This is a genomic window from Mycolicibacterium sp. SMGY-1XX, from assembly GCF_059132455.1.
The window spans coordinates 6,320,035-6,339,894 of the sequence record NZ_CP101139.1 but is presented as its reverse complement, the minus strand read 5'-3'; the positions used below and the strand labels follow the sequence as shown (position 1 = coordinate 6,339,894).

At 66.4% G+C, this 19,860-nt stretch carries 19 protein-coding genes; 6 read left to right on the top strand and 13 right to left on the bottom strand.

What is annotated here, in order from left to right; all coding sequences use genetic code 11:
* Nucleotide 1: 1 nt before the first annotated feature.
* Nucleotides 2-1,369 (bottom strand): 3-oxoacyl-ACP reductase, encoded by a 1,368-nt coding sequence (locus tag NL241_RS30255; protein WP_487693053.1) that lies wholly within the window; start codon nucleotides 1,367-1,369, stop codon nucleotides 2-4.
* A gap of 101 nt (nucleotides 1,370-1,470) precedes the next feature.
* Between NL241_RS30255 and NL241_RS30250 the strand changes: the two genes are divergently transcribed.
* On the top strand, nucleotides 1,471-2,784 hold the full coding sequence (locus NL241_RS30250) for an acetyl-CoA C-acetyltransferase (protein WP_487693052.1): 1,314 nt from the start codon (nucleotides 1,471-1,473) through the stop codon (nucleotides 2,782-2,784).
* 458 nt (nucleotides 2,785-3,242) lie between these two features.
* Here NL241_RS30250 and NL241_RS30245 read toward each other — a convergent pair whose 3' ends face one another.
* On the bottom strand, nucleotides 3,243-5,078 hold the full coding sequence (locus NL241_RS30245; RefSeq protein ID WP_487693051.1) for an acyl-CoA dehydrogenase: 1,836 nt from the start codon (nucleotides 5,076-5,078) through the stop codon (nucleotides 3,243-3,245).
* 225 nt (nucleotides 5,079-5,303) lie between these two features.
* Here NL241_RS30245 and NL241_RS30240 point away from each other — a divergent pair, with 225 nt between their 5' ends.
* Entirely contained in the window at nucleotides 5,304-6,392 is a 1,089-nt protein-coding gene (locus NL241_RS30240; protein ID WP_494395892.1) for an NAD(P)H-dependent amine dehydrogenase family protein, read from the top strand.
* Between the two features lie 64 nt (nucleotides 6,393-6,456).
* Nucleotides 6,457-6,945: a flavin reductase family protein gene (locus NL241_RS30235; protein WP_487693049.1), complete on the top strand. Its 489-nt coding sequence runs from the start codon at nucleotides 6,457-6,459 to the stop codon at nucleotides 6,943-6,945.
* A 13-nt stretch (nucleotides 6,946-6,958) separates the two neighbouring features.
* Here NL241_RS30235 and NL241_RS30230 read toward each other — a convergent pair whose 3' ends face one another.
* The 5 genes from NL241_RS30230 to NL241_RS30210 form a co-directional block, all read right to left on the bottom strand.
* Nucleotides 6,959-7,114: a hypothetical protein gene (locus NL241_RS30230; protein ID WP_487693048.1), complete on the bottom strand. Its 156-nt coding sequence runs from the start codon at nucleotides 7,112-7,114 to the stop codon at nucleotides 6,959-6,961.
* A gap of 188 nt (nucleotides 7,115-7,302) precedes the next feature.
* Complete coding sequence (locus NL241_RS30225; protein WP_494395891.1) at nucleotides 7,303-8,052, bottom strand: succinate dehydrogenase/fumarate reductase iron-sulfur subunit; 750 nt, start codon at nucleotides 8,050-8,052, stop codon at nucleotides 7,303-7,305.
* Between the two features lies 1 nt (nucleotide 8,053).
* Nucleotides 8,054-9,979, bottom strand: coding sequence for a fumarate reductase/succinate dehydrogenase flavoprotein subunit (locus tag NL241_RS30220; protein WP_487693046.1), 1,926 nt, complete (start codon nucleotides 9,977-9,979; stop codon nucleotides 8,054-8,056).
* A 33-nt stretch (nucleotides 9,980-10,012) separates the two neighbouring features.
* Entirely contained in the window at nucleotides 10,013-10,831 is an 819-nt protein-coding gene (gene sdhC, locus NL241_RS30215; RefSeq protein ID WP_494395890.1) for a succinate dehydrogenase subunit SdhC, read from the bottom strand.
* A 76-nt stretch (nucleotides 10,832-10,907) separates the two neighbouring features.
* The gene (locus NL241_RS30210; protein WP_487693044.1) at nucleotides 10,908-11,207 is read right to left on the bottom strand and encodes an Rv0250c family protein; all 300 of its coding nucleotides are present in this window, start codon (nucleotides 11,205-11,207) and stop codon (nucleotides 10,908-10,910) included.
* A 150-nt stretch (nucleotides 11,208-11,357) separates the two neighbouring features.
* Between NL241_RS30210 and NL241_RS30205 the strand changes: the two genes are divergently transcribed.
* Complete coding sequence (locus NL241_RS30205; protein WP_487693043.1) at nucleotides 11,358-12,125, top strand: isocitrate lyase/PEP mutase family protein; 768 nt, start codon at nucleotides 11,358-11,360, stop codon at nucleotides 12,123-12,125.
* A 57-nt stretch (nucleotides 12,126-12,182) separates the two neighbouring features.
* Here NL241_RS30205 and NL241_RS30200 read toward each other — a convergent pair whose 3' ends face one another.
* Entirely contained in the window at nucleotides 12,183-12,653 is a 471-nt protein-coding gene (locus tag NL241_RS30200; RefSeq protein ID WP_487693042.1) for an Hsp20/alpha crystallin family protein, read from the bottom strand.
* A 201-nt stretch (nucleotides 12,654-12,854) separates the two neighbouring features.
* On the opposite strand from NL241_RS30200, the gene nirB reads away from it, so the two are divergent.
* Together nirB and nirD are read left to right on the top strand one after the other, a co-directional pair.
* On the top strand, nucleotides 12,855-15,392 hold the full coding sequence (gene nirB, locus NL241_RS30195; protein WP_487693041.1) for a nitrite reductase large subunit NirB: 2,538 nt from the start codon (nucleotides 12,855-12,857) through the stop codon (nucleotides 15,390-15,392).
* On the top strand, nucleotides 15,389-15,736 hold the full coding sequence (gene nirD, locus NL241_RS30190; protein ID WP_487693040.1) for a nitrite reductase small subunit NirD: 348 nt from the start codon (nucleotides 15,389-15,391) through the stop codon (nucleotides 15,734-15,736). The genes nirB and nirD overlap by 4 nt, the downstream gene beginning before the upstream one ends.
* On the opposite strand, the gene NL241_RS30185 is transcribed toward nirD, so the two are convergent.
* From NL241_RS30185 to NL241_RS30165, 5 genes are all read right to left on the bottom strand, one after another.
* Nucleotides 15,733-16,413 carry a sirohydrochlorin chelatase gene (locus NL241_RS30185; RefSeq protein ID WP_494395889.1) on the bottom strand — a complete coding sequence of 227 codons (681 nt, stop codon included), beginning with the start codon at nucleotides 16,411-16,413 and terminating at the stop codon, nucleotides 15,733-15,735. The two genes, nirD and NL241_RS30185, sit on opposite strands and share 4 nt — an antisense overlap.
* Nucleotides 16,410-17,543: a uroporphyrinogen-III synthase gene (locus NL241_RS30180; RefSeq protein ID WP_487693038.1), complete on the bottom strand. Its 1,134-nt coding sequence runs from the start codon at nucleotides 17,541-17,543 to the stop codon at nucleotides 16,410-16,412. The genes NL241_RS30185 and NL241_RS30180 overlap by 4 nt, the downstream gene beginning before the upstream one ends.
* Nucleotides 17,544-17,730: 187 nt before the next feature.
* Nucleotides 17,731-18,288, bottom strand: a complete 558-nt coding sequence (locus tag NL241_RS30175) for a GNAT family N-acetyltransferase (protein WP_494395888.1) — start codon at nucleotides 18,286-18,288, stop codon at nucleotides 17,731-17,733.
* Between the two features lie 28 nt (nucleotides 18,289-18,316).
* Nucleotides 18,317-19,189 (bottom strand): 5-oxoprolinase/urea amidolyase family protein, encoded by an 873-nt coding sequence (locus NL241_RS30170; RefSeq protein ID WP_494395887.1) that lies wholly within the window; start codon nucleotides 19,187-19,189, stop codon nucleotides 18,317-18,319.
* An 11-nt stretch (nucleotides 19,190-19,200) separates the two neighbouring features.
* The gene (locus NL241_RS30165; RefSeq protein ID WP_494395886.1) at nucleotides 19,201-19,845 is read right to left on the bottom strand and encodes a 5-oxoprolinase subunit B family protein; all 645 of its coding nucleotides are present in this window, start codon (nucleotides 19,843-19,845) and stop codon (nucleotides 19,201-19,203) included.
* Nucleotides 19,846-19,860 lie beyond the last annotated feature (15 nt).

Genomic DNA, 19,860 nt, shown 5'->3' with positions numbered 1-19,860 from the left:
CTCACGCCCCCAGCATGGCCTGGCCGCATACCCGGATGGTGTTGCCGGTGACGGCATTGCTGGCCGGGCTGGCGAAGTAGGCGATGGTCTCGGCGACGTCGACGGGCTGACCGCCCTGGAACAGGGAGTTGAGCCGGCGGCCCACCTCGCGGGTGGCCAGCGGGATCGCCTCGGTCATCTTGGTCTCGATGAAACCCGGGGCCACGGCGTTGATGGTGATGCCCTTGTCGGCCAGCTCCGGTGCCAGCGCCTGGGTCAACCCGATCATGCCGGCCTTGGTGGCGGCGTAGTTGGTCTGTCCGCGGTTGCCTGCAATACCGGCCATCGATGACAAGCCGATGATGCGGCCACCTTCGCCGATGGTGCCGTTGGCCACCAGGCCTTCGGCGAGACGTTGCGGCGCAAGCAGATTCACCGCGATCACCGAGTCCCACTTGGCGTCGTCCATGTTGGCCAGCAGCTTGTCGCGGGTGATTCCGGCGTTGTTGACCAGCACATCGGCCTTTCCGCCGTGATGTTCGCGCAGGTGCTCGGTGATGCGGTCCACTGCGTCGTCGGCGGTGACGTCGAGGGTCAGCGCGGTACCGTCCACCTTGGCCGCGGTCTCCGCCAGCGCCTCGCCGGCGGACTCCACGTCGACGGCCACCACTTTGGCGCCGTCACGGGCGAACACCTCGGCGATGGTGGCGCCGATACCGCGGGCGGCTCCGGTGACGATGGCGACCTTGCCCGCCAACGGCTTGTCCCAGTCGGCGGGCGGAGTGGAATCGGCGTCGCCGACGTAGAACACCTGCCCGTCGACATAGGCGGACTTCGCCGACAGCAGGAATCGCAGCGTCGATTCGAGGCCGGTGACTCCGGGTTTGGCGGAGGGCGACAGGTAGACCAGTGACACCGTCGCACCACGCTGCAGTTCCTTGCCCAGGGAACGGGTGAAACCTTCCAGCGCGCGCTGAGCGATGTGCTCGTTGACACTGGATGTCTGATCGGGGGTGGTGCCGACCACCACGATGCGGCCGGAGCGGCCGACGTTGCGCAGCAGGGGCGTGAAGAACTCGTACAGCGCCCGCAGCCCGGCCGGGGTGTTGATGCCGGTGGCGTCGAACAGGAGCCCGCCGAACGAATCCGCCCACCGACCGCCGAGGTTGTTGCCCACCAGGTCGTAGTCGTCGGCCAGCGCGGTGCGCATCGGCTCGGCGACACGCCCGTCGCCGCCGATCAACAGGGGCCCTGCCAGTGGGGGTTCGCCGGCCCGGTACCGGCGCAGCGTCTCCGGCTGCGGCACGCCGAGCTGCTTGGCCAGGAAAGAGCCGGGCGCCGAGTTGACGACTTGCGAGAACAGGTCGGAAGCCACAGGACTACCTCTCATGTCATGTTCGGGTGGTGTCTCCCACGAACTTACTCCAGAGTAAGAACAGTCGGTAGTATGGGCTGTACCACCCTGCCTAGTGAACGAAGACGGAGATTCCCGTGGCCAGCACCAATTCAAACAGCCAGATTCGCCGCCGTGTGGCCGTTCTCGGTGGCAACCGCATTCCATTCGCCCGGTCGGACGGCGCATACGCCCAGGCGTCCAACCAGGACATGTTCACCGCGGTGCTCGACGGTCTGGTCGACCGTTTCGGTCTCGAGGGCCAGCGACTCGGCGCCGTGGTGGGCGGTGCGGTGCTCAAGCACTCCCGTGACTTCAACCTGATGCGCGAGTGCGTGCTGGGCAGCAAGCTCTCGCCGTACACCGCTGCCTACGACGTGCAGCAGGCGTGCGGCACCGGACTGCAGGCGGCCATCGCGGTGGCCAACGGCATCGCCTTGGGGCAGTACGAATCCGGTGCCGCCGGGGGAGTGGACACCACCTCGGATGCGCCCATCGCCTTCGGTGACAACCTCCGCCAGGTGCTGCTCGGTCTGCGGCGGGCCAAGTCCAACGTGGACAGGCTCAAGCTCGTCGGCAAGCTGCCCGCCTCGCTGGGGGTGGAGATCCCCACCAACGGCGAACCCCGTACCGGCATGTCGATGGGGGAGCACGCCGCCGTCACCGCCAAGCAGATGGGCATCAAGCGCGTCGATCAGGACGCTCTGGCCGCGGCCAGTCACCAGAACATGGCCGCCGCCTATGACCGCGGATTCTTCGATGACCTGGTGACCCCGTTCCTCGGGCTGTACCGGGACAACAATCTGCGGGCCGATTCGACGGCGGAGAAGCTGGCCAGACTCAAGCCGGTGTTCGGGGTTCGCAACGGCGACGCCACCATGACGGCGGGCAACTCCACGCCGCTGACCGACGGGGCGTCGGTTGCCCTGCTGGCCAGCGAGGAGTGGGCCGCCCAGCACGGCCACGAGCCGCTGGCGTATTTCGTCGACGCCGAGACAGCCGCAGTGGACTACGTCAGCGGCGCTGACGGTCTGCTGATGGCCCCGACGTACGCGGTGCCGCGGCTGCTGGCCCGCAACGGGCTGTCGCTGCAGGACTTCGACTTCTACGAGATCCACGAGGCGTTCGCCTCGGTGGTGCTGGCGACCCTGCAGGCGTGGGAGTCCGACGAGTACTGCAAGGAACGGCTGGGGCTGGATTCGGCGCTGGGATCGATCGACCGGAGCAAGCTCAACGTCAACGGATCGTCGTTGGCGGCCGGGCACCCGTTCGCCGCGACCGGTGGCCGCATCGTCGCCCAGCTGGCCAAGCAGCTCGCGGAGCGGAAACGGGAGACCGGTCAGCCCGTGCGTGGGCTCATCTCGATCTGCGCCGCCGGCGGTCAGGGCGTCGCTGCAATCCTGGAAGCGTGACGTCGGAGGCGTTCGCGGGGTTGCCAGAAAAAAGTCAAAAAAAGTTCGAGAGGTTTGTAACGAGCCGCTCAGGGTAAGCGATGTACCGGATAGCTCCGTGTTGCCGTCTGACCCCCCGACCCGACGGCAACACGGGGCATCCTCTTTTCCCACCCTTATTGACGTGGGGGAAGGGCGACCGCCGCTGGAACAGAGGGGATTCCGGCGGCGGTTTTCATGGCTCCAGGTTGAGCACCTGCTCCCGGCTCCGCACATATATGCGCTGATTCCCGTGACACGCCGCTTGGGCGTCGCTGCACATATATGTCGAGGCCAGATGGCCGGCGCCCAGCCCACATATATGTGCTGATTGCCGCGACACGCCGCTTGGGCGTAGCTGTGCACATATATGTCGAACGCGAAAGCCCCCGAGAAACGCAAAAGCCCCCGCCGTAGCGGGGGCATCTGCGTCTCAGCCGTCAGAAGGCGGCTTCGTCGAGTTCCATGATGTCGTTGTCCAGCGTCTCGATGACCGTACGGGTGCTGGAGAGCAGCGGCAGGAAGTTCTTCGCGAAGAACGACGCGACCGCGATCTTGCCTTCGTAGAAGGACTTCTCGGCACCGGCGGCGCCGGCATCGAGCGCCTCCACGGCCACAGCGGCCTGGCGGGCCAGCAGCCAGCCGATCACCAGATCGCCGACGCTCATCAGGAAGCGCACCGAACCCAGGCCCACCTTGTAGATGCTGGCGGAATCCTCCTGCGCGGCCATCAGGTAACCGGTCAGCGAGGCGGCCATGCCCTGGACATCGGTCAGCGCGGTGGCCAGCAGTTCCCGCTCGGCCTTGAGGCGGCCGTTGCCGGACTCGTTCTTGATGAACTGTTCGATCTCACCGGCGACGTGGGCCAGAGCCACACCCTTGTCGCGGATGATCTTGCGGAAGAAGAAGTCCTGCGCCTGGATGGCGGTGGTGCCTTCGTACAGCGAGTCGATCTTGGCGTCGCGGATGTACTGCTCGATCGGGTAGTCCTGCAGGAAGCCCGACCCGCCGAAAGTCTGCAGGCTCTCGGTCAGCTTGGCGTACGCCTGTTCGGAGCCCACACCCTTGACGATGGGCAGCAGCAGGTCGTTGACCCGGTGCGCCACATCCGCCTCCACACCGTGGATGGCCTTGGCCACCTCGGCGTCCTGGAAGGTCGCGGTGTAGGTGTAGAGCGCACGCAGACCCTCGGCGTAGGCCTTCTGGGTCATCAACGACCGACGCACATCGGGGTGGTGCGTGATGGTCACCCGCGGAGCGGTCTTGTCGGTCATCTGGGTCAGATCGGCACCCTGCACGCGCTCTTTGGCGTACTCCAGTGCGTTCAGGTAACCGGTCGACAGCGTGGCGATCGCCTTGGTGCCCACCATCATTCGGGCCTGCTCGATCACGTTGAACATCTGGGCGATGCCGTCGTGCACCTCGCCGACCAACCAGCCCTTGGCGGGAACGCCGTGCTGGCCGAAGGTCAGCTCACAGGTGGTGGAGACCTTGAGGCCCATCTTGTGCTCGACGTTGGTGACGAACGCGCCGTTGCGCTCGCCCGGTTCGCCGGTCTCGGGGTCGAAGTGGAACTTGGGCACGAAGAACAGGGACAGTCCCTTGGTGCCCGGGCCTGCGCCCTCGGGGCGTGCCAACACCAAGTGCATGATGTTCTCGAACAGATCGTCGGAGTCGGCAGAGGTGATGAAGCGCTTCACGCCGTCGATGTGCCAGGAGCCGTCCTCCTGCTGAACGGCCTTGGTGCGGCCGGCGCCGACGTCCGAGCCGGCATCCGGCTCCGTGAGCACCATGGTGGCGCCCCAGCCGCGCTCGGCGGCCAGCACGGCCCACTTCTTCTGCTCGTCGGTGCCGTTGTTGTAGAAGATCTCGCACATGCCGGCGCCCATCGCGTACATGTAGGCCGCGGGGTTGGCGCCGAGGACGTGCTCGATCAGGGCCCACTGCAGCGCGCGGGGCATCGGTACGCCGCCCAGTTCCTCGGACAGGCCCACCTTGTCCCAGCCGCCGTCGAGCAGCGTGCGCATCGACTTCTTGAAGGGTTCGGGCAGTTTGACGGTGTGCGTTTCCGGATCGAACACCGGCGGGTTGCGGTCGCCGTCGACGAACGACTCGGCGATCGGGCCCTCTGCCAGGCGAGCCATCTCCTGCAGCATGTCGCGGGCAGTATCGACGTCCAGATCAGCGAACTGACCGTGTCCGAGAGCCTTGTCGACGCCGAGCACCTCGAACAGGTTGAATTCCTGGTCTCGAACGTTGGACTTGTAGTGGCTCACGTGCTTCCTCCTCGATGAGAATCCACTCAGTGGTTCACGCTTTCCGGTTGGGTACCCGGGATAAGTTACCCACCAGTAACTCTTTCAACTATACCGGCGAGTAACCCAAACGCAAGTCACTGTGAGCTAGTTGTCGTCACTAATCAACCCACCGGTTGGCCACCAGTCTAATTGACACCCGTCAAAACCGCGATATCGCAGGCCAGCCTGGGTTACCGTGACGGCATGCAGCTGCGCGTCGCGGTATGGGGCACGGGCAATATGGGCTCCACCGCCATCCGTTCGCTACTCGCGTTCCCCGGTCTGGCCCTGTCTGCGGTCATCACCTCATCGCCCGAGAAGGTGGGTGTCGACGCCGCCTCGTTCGCGGGTCTGGACGACACCACCGGCATCCTCGCCACCCGCGACGTGGACGCGGCCCTGGCTCAGTGCGACGCGGTGGCCTACATGGCCTCCGGCGATATCCGGCCCGACGAGGCCACCGCCGATATCGAGCGCTGCCTACGTGCGGGTGTGCACGTGGTCACCCCGGCGCTGTACTCGCTGTACGACCCCGCCTCGGCGCCGGCCGAACTGCGGGACCGGCTCACGGCCGCCACCGAAGCCGGCGGCGCCTCGTTGTTCGTCAGTGGCGTCGACCCGGGTTGGGGCAACGACGCGCTCGCCGTGATCGCCGCGGGCCTGTGCACCCGCATCGACACCATTCACTGCCAGGAGATCTTCGACTACTCCACCTATGACCAGCCGTACTCGGTTCGGGAACTGTGTGGGTTCGGAAAATCCATGGACGAGACGCCGATGATGCTGCTGCCCACCGTCCCGACGATGGTGTGGGGCGGGAACGTGCGGCTGATCGGTCGTGGGCTGGGGCTGGAGATCGACGAGGTCACCGAAGAATTGGAGCGACGGCCGCTTCAGGCGGGTGTCGACAACGTGATGGGGCACTTCGAGGCGGGGACGCAGGGTGCGTTCTGGTTGAAGGTCATCGGCAAAGTCGCCGGACGGCCTCGGGTGGTGATCGACCACATCACCCGCATCCACCCGTCCTGTGCGCCGGACTGGCCGCAGCCCGAAGAGGGAGCCGGCGATCACCGCGTCATCGTGCACGGCGATCCAGACCTCACCATCACGGTGCGCGCAGATGTGCCCGGCGGCACCCGGGCCGACGGCGGCAACACCACCGCCACCAACCGCTTGTTGGGTGCCCTGCCGTGGCTGGCCCAGCAGAAACCCGCAATCTACGACGGTCTGGACGTACCCCTGCGATCTGAGAATCCGTCCGCCGTGGAAGCGCATCGCTGGGCACCGGACTGAGAGTTCTGCTCAGGCAGATTCCCGCTGATGACCGTCGGGCCCAGATCGCGTAGGTTCGCAAGTGATGAGTGCACCCAGCGATCTGTCTCCGTCGACCCTGCGTGAAGCATTTGGCCACTTCCCGTCGGGTGTTATCGCCATAGCGGCCGAGGTCGACGGCACCCGAGTCGGTTTGGCGGCCAGTACCTTCGTGCCGGTCTCACTAGATCCGCCACTGGTGTCGTTCTGCGTCCAGAACAGCTCCACCACCTGGCCGAAGCTCAAGGATCTGCCGCTGCTGGGCATCAGCGTGCTGGGTGAATCACATGACGCCGCCGCACGCACCCTGGCCGCCAAGACCGGTGACCGGTTCGCCGGTCTGACCACGGTGTCCACCGAGGGTGGGGCAGTGTTCATCGACGGCACCAGCGTCTGGCTGGAAAGCGCCATCGAACAGTTGGTGCCCGCGGGCGATCACACCATCGTGGTGCTGCGGGTCAACTCATTGACCGTGCATGACGAGGTTGCGCCGATCGTGTTCCACCGCAGCACATTCCGCAAGCTGGGCGCGTAGTCGGGCGCTCTCGTCAGGGTCGCGCGGCGAGTTCGTCGCGGTAACCCTGGATGCGTTGTTCGAGTTCCTTCGCGTCGTCCGGCCTGCCCTCCTTGTGGGCCAGTTCCGCGCGGACGCTGAGCTGGCGGATGGCTGTGCGAATGTCGTTGACGCTGATTGTTTCTCGCATCGTTGTTGCTGCCTCTCATCGTTGACTGGCCGCTGACTGCGAGCGTACTCGTCGAGAACGGGGCCCACCCCGGCATCGACTGTGAATTCAAGGCGAATCCGGACTCCGGCTCTATCGCCTTCGCAAGCTCAGGCTCATCGCCGGCGGTGTCTGATTGTTCCGGCTCTATCGCCTTCGCAAGCTCAGGCTCATCGCCGGAATAGCTTGTTGCCCAGCCAGACGATCGGGTCGTACTTGCGGTCGGCCACCCGTTCCTTCATCGGGATCAGCGCGTTGTCGGTGATCTTGATGTGTTCAGGGCACACCTCGGTGCAGCACTTGGTGATGTTGCAGTAACCGAGGCCGAAGTCGTCCTGCGCCATGTCTTGGCGGTCGACCACGTCCAGCGGATGCATGTCCAGTTCGGCAATGCGCATGTGGAAGCGCGGCCCGGCAAAGTTCTCTTTGTTCTCTTCGTGATCACGCACCACGTGGCACACGTTCTGGCACAGGAAGCACTCGATGCACTTGCGGAACTCCTGGCTGCGGTTCACGTCCTCCTGCTGCATCCGGTACTCGCCGGGCTGCAGGTCCTTGGGCGGGGTGAACGACGGGATCTGGCGCGCCTTCTCGTAGTTGAAGGACACATCGGTCACCAGGTCACGCATCACCGGGAAGGTGCGCAGCGGGGTGACGGTCACGGTCTCGTTCTCGTCGAACGTCGACATGCGCGTCATGCACAGCAACCGTGGCCTGCCGTTGATCTCCGCCGAACACGATCCGCACTTGCCGGCCTTGCAGTTCCACCGCACCGCGAGATCGGGAGTTTGAGTGGCCTGCAGTCGATGGATGATGTCGAGCACCACCTCACCGTCATTGACCTCGACGGTGTAATCCTTCAGCTCGCCGCCGCTGGGGTCGCCGCGCCAGACGCGCATGCTTGCTTCATAAGCAGCCATGTCAGCTCTTCCGTTGGGGGTGTTCGGCCAGTTCGGCGTCGGTGTAGTACTTCTCGAGTTCGGACAGCTCGAAGACCTCGAGCAGATCCGGTCGCATGGGCACCTGGGGTTCGGCAGTCACGTTGACCTCCGGAACAACCGGGTCGCCGGGTCTGTCGCCGGCGCCGTCGACGGTCTTGCACACCAGGAGTTTGTTGCGCCAGTTGGCGTCCATCTGAGGGAAGTCGTCGCGGGTGTGCCCGCCGCGACTCTCGGTGCGCTGCAGTGCGGCCTTGGCCACGCATTCGCTCACCAGCAGCATGTTGCGCATGTCGATGGCCAGGTGCCAACCGGGGTTGAACACGCGGCCACCCTCGACGGTGACATTGGCATAGCGGTTCTTCAGCTCGTCGATCTTGACCAGCACCTCTTCGAGCTCACCCTGCTTACGGATGATCCCGGCCAGGTCGTTCATCGACTCCTGCAGCTCGGCGTGCAATGTGTAGGGATTCTCCGGGTTCGGCTTCGGCTCGAACGGGGCCAACGCCAGCGCGGCCGCGCGGTCGACGGCCTCGGGAGACACCGCCGGCCGAACCTCGAGTGCGCGAACATAATCCGAAGCACCGAGCCCGGCGCGGCGCCCGAACACCAGCAGGTCGCTCAACGAGTTGCCGCCCAGCCGGTTCGACCCGTGCATACCGCCGGAGCACTCACCCGCGGCGAACAGCCCGGGTGTCGCCGCGCCGCCACTGTCCGGGTCCACCTCGATGCCGCCCATCACGTAATGGCAGGTGGGGCCGACCTCCATCTCGTCCTTGGTGATGTCGACCTCGGCGAGCTCGATGAACTGGTGATACATCGACGGCAGCCGGCGCTTGATCTCCTCGGCGGGCATGCGCGAGGCGATGTCGAGGTAGACCCCGCCATGCGGAGTGCCGCGACCCGCCTTCACCTCTTCGTTGATGGCGCGGGCCACCTCGTCACGGGGCAGCAGGTCAGGGGTGCGGCGCGCGGAGTCGTTGTCCTTGAGCCACTGGTCGGCCTCTTCTTCGGTCTCGGCGTACTGCCCCTTGAACACGTCGGGGATGTAGTCGAACATGAAGCGCTTGCCCTCGGAGTTCTTCAGCACTCCGCCGTCGCCGCGTACGCCCTCGGTGACCAGGATGCCTTTCACCGACAGCGGCCAGACCATGCCGGTGGGGTGGAACTGGATGAACTCCATGTTGATCAGGCCCGAGCCGGCGCGCAGCGCCAGGGCGTGCCCGTCGCCGGTGTACTCCCAGGAGTTCGACGACACCTTGAAACTCTTCCCGATGCCGCCGGTGGCCAGGACCACCGCGGGGGCCTCGAAGAGCACGAAGTTGCCGGTCTCGCGGTAGTAGCCGAAGGCGCCCGCGATCCGATCGCCGTCTTTGATGAGTTCGGTGATCGACGTTTCGTGAAAGACCCGGATACGTGCGTCGTAGTCGCCGAGTTCGGCTTTGTCCTCCTGCTGCAGTGAGACGATCTTCTGCTGCAGGGTCCGGATGATCTCCAGCCCGGTGCGGTCGCCGACATGCGCCAGCCGGGGATAGGTGTGGCCACCGAAGTTGCGCTGGCTGATCTTGCCGTCCTTGGTGCGGTCGAACAGCGCACCGTAGGTTTCCAGCTCCCACACCCGGTCCGGGGCTTCCTGGGCGTGCAGTTCGGCCATCCGCCAGTTGTTGAGGAACTTGCCGCCGCGCATGGTGTCACCGAAGTGCACCTGCCAGGAATCCTTGGTGTTGACGTTGCGCATGGCTGCGGCGCAGCCGCCCTCGGCCATCACGGTGTGGGCCTTGCCGAACAGTGACTTGGTCACCACGGCCACCCGTAGACCTCGCTCCCGGGCCTCGATCACCGCTCGTAAACCCGCGCCGCCGGCACCTATCACGACCACGTCGTAGGAGTGCCGTTCCAGCTCAGCCATCTATTCGAACCTCACTTGTTGTGTATTGAGTTGTCAGCCAATGAATCTCAGGTCGGGGAACCAGCCTGCCGCGAGGGCCATGACGTAGAAGTCGGTGAACATGAGCGTGCCGAGCGTGATCCAGGCGTACAGCTTGTGCCGGGTGTTGAGCTTGCTGATCTGAGTCCAGAGCCAATACCGCACAGGGTGTTTGGAGAAGTGCTTGAGCCGGCCGCCGGCGACGTGCCGACAGGAGTGGCAACTGACCGTGTAGGTCCACAGCAGGATCACGTTGACCAGCAGGACGATGTTGCCCAGGCCGAATCCGAAACCGCCACCGGGCTTGTGGAACGCGATGATCGCGTCATAGGTGTTGATCACCGAGATGATCGCGGCGATGTAGAAGAAGTACCGGTGGGTGTTCTGGATGATCAGCGGAAGTCGCGTCTCACCGGTGTAGGTGGCATGGGGTTCGGCGACAGCGCACGCGGTGGGTGACTGCCACACCGAGCGGTAGTAGGCGCCGCGGTAGTAGTAACAGGTCAATCGGAAGAGCAGCAGGAACGGAAGCGACAGTGCGGCGTACGGCAGAATCGGCCAGTCGGGCAGGAACTGCCCGAAGTGGCTGGCTTCCGGCACACACCCTGTGCTGATGCACGGGGAGTAGAACGGCGTCAGATAGCCGTATTCCGGCACGTAGTACCAGTTCTGCATGAACGCCCGCACCGTCGCGTAGATGACGAATGCGGCGAAGCCGAGATCTGTGAGGATCGGCGACTTCAACCAGTTGTCGGTGCGCAGGGTCCGTTGCGAGATCTGAGCGCGCCCCTGGGAGAAGACTCCGGTCGCACGGCGATCAGTGGGCGCGCTCATCTCATGGCTCCTGCATCGGGGCGGGGTGCTGCCCCGCGGAGGCTGTCGGTGTTACCCGGTTCGACGAGCGGCGGACTCATCGTGTGCGGTTGTGGCCGCCCACGCCTTCGTCGTCGACATCGCGCCAGAAGTCGCTGTCGTACTGGGTGTCCGGGATGCCGATCTTCTCGCCGGCGTGGTTGACCACGCAGCGGGCCAGATCGAGATCTCCGGCGTCGAGGTCGAGCATCTCGACGTCGTTGAGAATCCGTTCCGCGTCGAGAACGATGCGGCGCATCGCCGGGCTGTCGCCATACCGCGACCGCAGCGATGTCACGCAGCGCCGCAGGCCGCCGATGAGATCATGCAATTCGGCGAGTTCGGTGGTGCTGGACAAGTGACCTCCTTGGGCTGAAGGTGTCATGGATCACATTACGACACCCAATGCTAGCTACTTCACTAACGGAACGTGACCCGCGTCACGTATCGGAATGTCATCGGGGTTGCTGCGATTGGGTACAGGCGACTCGATCAACAAGGAGGCTCGATGACCGCGACATCTTCGGAAGACCTCGCCAAGAAGGCGACCACGCTGCTCGAACTGCACAAGCCGGGCGATCCGGTGATCCTGCCGACGGTCTGGGATGCCTGGTCGGCGGCTCTGGCGGTGGAGGCGGGTTTCACGGCACTGACTGTCGGTAGCCACCCCGTGGCCGACTCCATCGGCAAGCCGGACAACGAGGGCATGTCCTTCGAGGATCTGCTCACCCGGGTCGCACAGATCACCGCGAAGGTGGACGTGCCGATCTCGGTGGACATCGAATCGGGGTACGGCCTGCCCGCTGAAGAATTGATCTCCGGGCTGCTGCGTGCCGGGGCCGTGGGGCTCAACATCGAGGACACCGTGCACAGCGAGGGTGGCCGGCTGCGCTCGTCGGGCGAGCACGCGGCATTGGTCGGCGCGCTGAGGACGGCCTCCGACAACGCGGGCGTACACGTGGTGATCAACGCCCGTACCGACGTGATCCTCAAGCAGGACGGGGACGAATCCGACCGGGTGGACCGCGCGATCGCGCGCCTGAAGGAAGCAGCCGAAGCGGGGGCGGACAGTCTGTATCCGGTGGGCCGGCACGATGACGAAACCCACCGCAGGCTGACCTCGGAATTGCCGCTGCCGGTCAACGCCATCGCGCTGCCGGATCAGGACGACCCCGCCTCCTTCGGACCGCTGGGCGTCGGGCGGATCAGCTTCGGGCCGTTCTTCCAGTTCGCGCTGGCCGCGCGTGCCAAGGAGATCCTGGGCCGCTGGGGCTGAGTGCGCTGAAACGCAAGAGGCCACCTCCCGCCCTGGAGGTGGCCTCTTGTGGTGGATCTACTTGCTTTCGATGGCAATCCGCTGGGCGCCCGGTACCTCGGGCTTCTTGTGCGCCCCGGCCACCCGGATGCTCAGAACGCCCGCGTCGTAGGACGCGGTGATGTTCTCGCCGGTGACGTGCTCGGGCAGGGCGAAGGACCGGCGGAACGAGCCGTAGCGGACCTCGCGCAACGTCCGATGCTCGCTCTCCTCGACGCGCTCGTCACGCCGCTCGCCGTGGATGACCAGACGACCGTTCTCCACCTCGACGTTGACGTCCTTGTCGACATCGACACCGGGCAGTTCGATCCGCACCACGGCGTCGTCACCGTCCTTGACGATCTCGGCGGCAGGGGTATACGCCCCTGAAATGGACTGAGCCAGCGGTTTGAACCACTCTTCGGCGGCGGCGGGACCGAAAAAGTCGCGCACCCACCGGTCCGCGTTCCATGCGGGACGGCTCCACAAGGTGACTTGATTGCGGCTCATGACCTTCTCCTCATCTGTTGTCCGACCGGCCCCCGCCGGTCTCTCGATGAGTAAACGTGAGTCGACCACGCTCAAGTTCCACGTGCGCGTTCGCCGTCGGCGAACGGTCTCACACTCCTGTTGCCGCGAAAGTGAGCACAGTGTGATTGCCGGTTCACACAGCGCGACATCGCGGCAATATCGGCTTCCTAACCTCACCGCATGCAGTCACAGCAGGATCTGGTCATCGTCGGCCATGGCATGGTCGCCCACCGCTTGGTCGAGGCTTTGCGGGCGCGCGATGAGGCGGCCCTGTGGCGCGTCACCGTGCTGTCCGAGGAAACTGACGCCGCGTACGACCGGGTGGGCTTGACCGCTTACACCGAACACTGGGATCGCGTGCAGCTGGCGCTGCCGGGCAACGACTACGCCGGTGACGAGCTGGTTCGGGTGCGTCTCGGTGCCGCTGTCACCGAGATCGACCGAGAGGCCAAAGCGGTGCGCACCGCCGACGGCGAACTGTTCGGCTACGACGCGCTGGTTCTGGCGACGGGCTCGTACGCGTTTGTTCCGCCGGTCCCCGGCCACGACCTGCCGGGCTGTCACGTGTACCGCACTCTCGACGATCTCGACGCCATCAAGGCCGATGTCGAGACGGCTTTGGCCGGCGGGCACACCCGTGCCGGCGTGGTGATCGGCGGCGGTCTGCTGGGGCTGGAGGCGGCGAATGCCTTGCGCAGCTTCGGCATCGAGGCGCATGTGGTGGAACGCGCGCCGCGGCTGATGGCTCAACAACTCGACACCGCGGGCGGCGCGCTGCTGGTCCGGATGATCTCCGAGCTGGGCATCGCGGTGCATGTCGACGTCGGCACCGAGGGGATCGCGCGCACCGACCACGGCACGCTGGCTGTCACTCTCTCTGATGGCACCGTCATCGACGCCGGTCTGGTGATCTTCGCCGCCGGTGTCCGGCCGCGTGATGAGCTGGCCCGAGCCGCAGACCTGCCGCTGGCCGACCGTGGCGGCGTTCTCACCGACTTATCCTGCACCACAAGAGATCCCAACATCTTCGCCGTCGGTGAGGTGGCTGCCATCGAAGGCCGGTGCTATGGGCTGGTGGCCCCCGGCTACGCCGGAGCCGAAGTGGTGGCCGATCGGCTGCTCGGCGGTGCGGCGGAATTCCCGGGCGCTGATCTGTCGACCAAACTCAAGCTGCTGGGCGTGGACGTGGCCAGCTTCGGCGACGCGATGGGGACCACCCCGAACTGCCTCGAGGTGGTCGTCAACGACGCGGTGAACCAGACCTACGCCAAGCTGGTGCTCTCCGACGACGCCAAGACGCTACTCGGTGGTGTCCTGGTGGGTGACGCCTCGGCCTACGGGGTGCTGCGCCCGATGGTCGGCGGCCAGCTGCCCGGCGATCCGATGGCGCTCATCGCCCCGGCCCAGACCGGTGGCGGGGGAGCAGCTCTGGGTGTGGGTGCCCTTCCGGACAGCGCCCAGATCTGCTCGTGTAACAACGTCACCAAACACGATGTGAAGTGCGCCATCGCCGACGGCTGCGCCGATGTCCCGGCGTTGAAGAAGTGCACCGCCGCGGGCACGTCGTGCGGTTCGTGTGTGCCGTTGCTCAAACAGCTCCTCGAAGCCGAGGGCGTCACCCAGTCCAAGGCGCTCTGCGAGCATTTCCCGCACTCGCGGGCGGAGATGTACGAGATCATCACCGCCACCGAGATCCGCACCTTCTCGGGTCTGCTCGACCGCTACGGACGTGGAAAGGGTTGCGATATCTGCAAACCCGTGGTCGCGTCCATCCTGGCGTCCACCAGCTCGGACCACATCCTCTCCGGTGAGCAGGCGTCGCTGCAGGACTCCAACGACCACTTCCTGGCCAACATCCAGCGCAACGGCAGCTACTCGGTGGTGCCGCGGGTACCCGGCGGTGACATCACCCCCGAGCATCTGATCCTGATCGGCCAGATCGCCAAGGACTTCGGGCTCTACACCAAGATCACCGGCGGTCAGCGCATCGACATGTTCGGCGCCCGGGTGGACCAGTTGCCGCAGATCTGGGCCCGGCTCGTCGAAGGCGGTATGGAATCGGGTCAGGCGTACGGCAAGTCGTTGCGGACGGTGAAAAGCTGTGTCGGCAGCGACTGGTGCCGTTATGGCCAACAGGATTCGGTGCAGATGGCCATCGACCTCGAGCTGCGCTACCGCGGTCTGCGCGCACCGCACAAGATCAAGATGGGGGTCTCCGGCTGTGCCCGCGAATGCGCCGAGGCGCGGAGCAAGGACGTCGGCGTCATCGCCACCGAGAACGGCTGGAATCTCTATGTGGGTGGCAACGGCGGGATGACGCCGCGGCACGCCGAACTGCTGGCGAGCGATCTGGACACCGACACGCTGATCCGCTACATCGACCGGTTCCTGATGTTCTACATCCGCACCGCCGATCGGCTGCAGCGCACCGCACCGTGGGTGGAGAGCCTCGAGGGTGGACTGGACCACCTGCGTGAGGTCGTGTGTGACGATTCCCTGGGCCTGGCAGCGGAATTCGAGGCCGCGATGGCCCGGCACGTCGACGGCTACGCGTGCGAATGGAAGGGCGTCCTGGAGGACCCCGAGAAGCTGGCGCGGTTCGTGTCGTTCGTCAACGCACCCGACGCACCCGATCCCACTGTCACTTTCGAGAACCGATCCGGCCGGTTGGTGCCGGTCGGCATGCCGTCGATGCCCGCGAAAGGGGAGATGAAATGACGCTGCTCGGTGATATTCAGGTCTGGACCGCGGCCTGCGCCTACGACTTCCTGATTCCCGGCCGCGGTGCCGGTGTACTGCTCGATGACGGGTCGCAGGCGGCGTTGTTCCGCCTCGACGACGGCAGTGTGGTGGCGGTCGGCAACATCGACCCGTTCTCGGGAGCGGCGGTGATGTCCCGTGGCATCGTGGGTGACCGCGGGGGCCGGGCCTGCGTCCAGTCACCGATCAAGAAGCAGGCGTTCGCGTTCGACGACGGGGTGTGCCTGGATGATCCGACGATGTCGGTGCCGGTTTACGCCACCCGCGTCGACGACGACGGCACCGTCCACGTCGGCCGCTAGACGGCGACGGAAACCCGGGCGCGGCGGAACCGGCTGGCGATCAGCCGCACCGTTCCCGGGTGCAGGCCCAGCGGTTCGCTCACCACGTCGGCGCCGGATGCGCGCAACCGGTCCTGGAACAGGCCGTCCGCCAACAGGTATGACGCCACCACGACGCGGCGGGCGCCACGGGAGCGCAGACCGGCGACGGCGTCGGCCACTCTCGGCTCGCCGGTGGCCGCATAGGCCAGTTCGACCCGGCTGCCGACGGCCGCCGACAGCAGCGTGGCCGTCACCCGGAGATCTCGCTGAGCGTGCCGATCCGAGGTGCCCGCGGCGGCCATCACCACGGAATCGCCGGGTTGCCAGCCCGATTCGATCAATCGGTCGGTGACCACACGCACCATCTGCGGGCACGGTCCCAGCGCGTGAGTCACCGTGACGTCCGGATGGCCGCTGGCCGCGACGTGCTCCGGGATGTCCTTGCGTACGTGATACCCCGAGGACAAGAACGCGGGCACCACCACGGCCGGGCCGTCCAACGCGGAGAGCACCTCGGCCGGGGTGGGTCCCAGCACGTCGACGAACGCCACCCGGACCGGCTGCCCCAACTGCGCGGAGACCCGGTCGGCCAACGTACCGATCATCTGGACGCCGGACGCCTTGCGGGTGCCGTGTGCCACCAGAACAGGATTCACAGGTCGTCCACCGCCAGGCGGTAACCCCGTTTGACCACAGTGGCCACGATGTTTTTGTCTCCCAACGCTGTTCGCAATCGAAGCACCGCAGTCTCCACGGCATGGGTGTCGGTGCCGGCACCGGGCAGGGCGGCCAGCAGATCGTGGCGCGACACCACGGTGCCGGGCCGCAGCGCCAGTGCCCGCATGGTGGCCATCGCCGCGGGCGACAACGACTTGACCACACCGTCGACCAGGACGCAGGTGCCGCGGATCTCCACCAGATGCCCGGCGGCGGTCAGCACCCGCGACTGCAGAACCGGCAGCTCGTCGGTGATGTGGCGGGCCAGCGCGCCCAGCCGCATCCGTTCCGGCGCCGAGGTCGGCACCCCGAGCCGCACCAGGGGTCGGGCGGTCACCGGGCCGACGCACATGGCGTGCACATTGGTGCGCAAAGCGTTGATCACCTGGTCCTCGACGCCCATCTCGCGGGCCCGCATCAAGGTGGCGGCGACAGCGGGCGCGGAGGTGAAGCTCACCGCGTCGAACTGCTGCTCGGCGATACCCGTCACCAGCTGATCGAACGCCCCGCCGGTGGGCACCGGACGCCAGCGGTACACCCGGATCGGCACCACCTGGGCGCCGGCATTGCGCAGTTCGTCGAGGAACTCGGGGAACGGATCCCATTCATCGGTGGCGCCGTGCAGCTGGACTGCGATCCGCTGCCCGCCGACACCCTTCTCCAGCAGGTAGCGCAGCACCTCACGGGATGACTCGGAATCCGGGGACCACTCCTCGGGCAGGCCGGCAGCGCGCAGTGCGCCGGTGGCCTTCGGTCCGCGGGAGACCACCCGGGCCTGCGACAGCGCCGAGATCAGCTCGTTGGCCAGCCCCCAGCCGTCGGCGGCAGCCACCCAGCCGCGGAAGCCGATACCCGTGGTGGCCACCACGATGTCCGGTGGGGTCTCGATCAGTTCCTCGGTGTACTGGTGCAGTTCCTCGTCATCGGGCAGGGGCACCATCGCAATGGCGGCCGCACTGGTAACCGTGGCACCACGCCGGCGCAACAGCGTGCACAGCTCCTCGGACCGCCGCGCGGACGTCACCGCCACCCGGTAGCCCGTGAGCGGCGCCCAGTCGACCTCACTCATCTGACCTGTGTATTCAGTGATTGTTTCCACGACATTATCCCGTGATTGCACACGCGTGTCGCGCCAGTTCGCGGTGGTCAGAAGGGCTCATGGCGCCCACGCTAGAAACCGAATGTTGCTCCGAGGCTCTCCCCGGTCACCCGGGCGTGAACTTGCGCTCACTCCGGCCGGACCAGTCCTGTGAGGCCTACCAGACGTCTCCGTCACGCCAGTCGCACGCCAGATCCGACGACGTGTCCAGCTCCACCGAGACCGGCAGCACGTAGATGGCGCCGTCGTCGTCGGAGGTCCGGGTGAGCCCGGTCGGCGCCAGCACCCAGGTGGCGCCCTGCCATGGCAGCCACCCGCGGCGTTCGTACACCGGGCGACCCAGCTCGGTGGCGGACAACGCACCGAGCTGATGCGCACCGCGGATCACCTGTTCGGCGGCGTCCATCAGCGCAGTGGCCAGGCCCTGCCCGCGCTGGTCCTCCCGCACCGCCAGTGCCTCGATGTACCCACAGCGCAGCGCCCTGCCCTGGTAGAGGAGATGGCGTTGGACCACGGCGGCATGGGCCAGCAGCGCACCGCGGTGGCAGATCAGCGCGTGCATGCCGCCGAGGGCGTGTTCCCAGTCGGCGTCGGTGAACGCGCCCCCTGAACTATTCGAGAATGCCTCGACCACCATGGACCGGGCCCCGTCGTACGTCTCCTGATCGAGGTCGGAGGTGTGAACCAGGCGGGCGGTGTGAACCTGCGTGCGCACACCCTGAGGTCTACCAGGTTTGAGTCACTCAGGCAGCCATTCGTACCCGCGACCAGTGCAGCCGCACCGGCTGTCCGGGCCGGATCTGGGCCACCTTGTCGATGTCGGCGTCGATGATCACCCCCGCCACCGGGTAACCGCCGGTCACCGGGTGGTCCGGCCCGAGGATGACGGGCTGGCCGTTGGGCGGCACCTGAATGGCGCCGCGTACCGCGCCTTCGGACGGCAGTTGACGCTCGGGCCAGCGGTGCTGCATCGGGGTGCCGGAGAGCCGCATGCCCACCCGATCACTGCGTTCGGAGGCCACCCACACCGTGTGCACCAGGGCGTCCGGGTCGGCGAACCAGTCGTCGCGAGGGCCGGGGGCCACGCGCAGGTCCAGCAGGCGGCTTTCGATCGGGGCCACCGGCGCCTGGTCGAGTTCGGGATAGTCGTCGGTGTGCTTGCCGACGGGCAGTGTGTCGCCGGCCTGCAGGGGGCGCGGCCCGATCGCCGACATGACGTCATAACTGCGGGACCCGAGCACGGGTTCGACCTCGATGCCCCCGCGCACGGCCAGATAGCTGCGCATCCCGGAGGCGGGGACGCCGAGTTCCACCAGCTGTCCGTCGCGGACATGCGCAATGCTGTTGGTGCCGAACGGGATTCCGTTGACGGTGGGCTGGGTGTCGGCGCCGGTGACGGCGATGTCCAGGTCGCCGCCGTGGATGCGGGCGGCGAACCCGCCGAAGGTGATCTCGACGGTGGCCCAGTCGTCGGGATTGGCGACGAGGCGGTTGGCCAGGGTGTGCGCCCGGCGGTCGGCGGCACCGGATCGGCCGACGCCTATCTGCGCCAGGCCGGTGCGGCCCAGGTCCTGGATGAGGGCCAATGGTCCGGTGCGGACGATTTCGATATCCATCGGTGGTCCTTTCACACGGCCCGGAACTGCACCCACATACCCGGTGTCAGCAGCGCCGGGTTGGGTCGGTCGATATCCCACAACACCGCTTCGGTGCGCCCGATCAACTGCCAACCGCCCGGTGACTCCCGTGGGTAGACGCCGCTGAACTCGCCGGCCAGTCCGACGGCGCCGGCGGGCACCTTGGTGCGCGGCTCGGCGCGGCGGGGGACCTCGAGCCGAGAGTCACCGCCGACCAGGTAGGCGAAACCCGGTGCGAAACCGCCGAACCCGACGCGCCACAAGGTGCCGGTGTGTGCGGCGACGACGCCGGCGGCGTCCAGCCCGGTCAGTCGGGCGACCTCGGCCAGATCGGCGCCGTCATAGGTGACGTCGAGGGCGATGTCGGCCTCCCCGCCCGGTGGGGCGCTCGATTCGACGTCCTCGATGGACAGTTTCGACAGTCGCTGCCGGGTGGGGGCCTGGAAGGCGGGCCGGGCCAGCTTGATCAGCACCGTCCGTGCGGCGGGCACGATGTCCAGGACACCGGGCAGCTCGGCACGGCCAAGCACTTCCGTCCACGCCAGCACGTCGTCGGTGCTGCCGCATTCGAGGAGCAACGCCTGATCGCCGTACTCACGGACGGTGGTCACTCGGTCATCGATGGTGGCGCTCATGACACGAAGTTACTC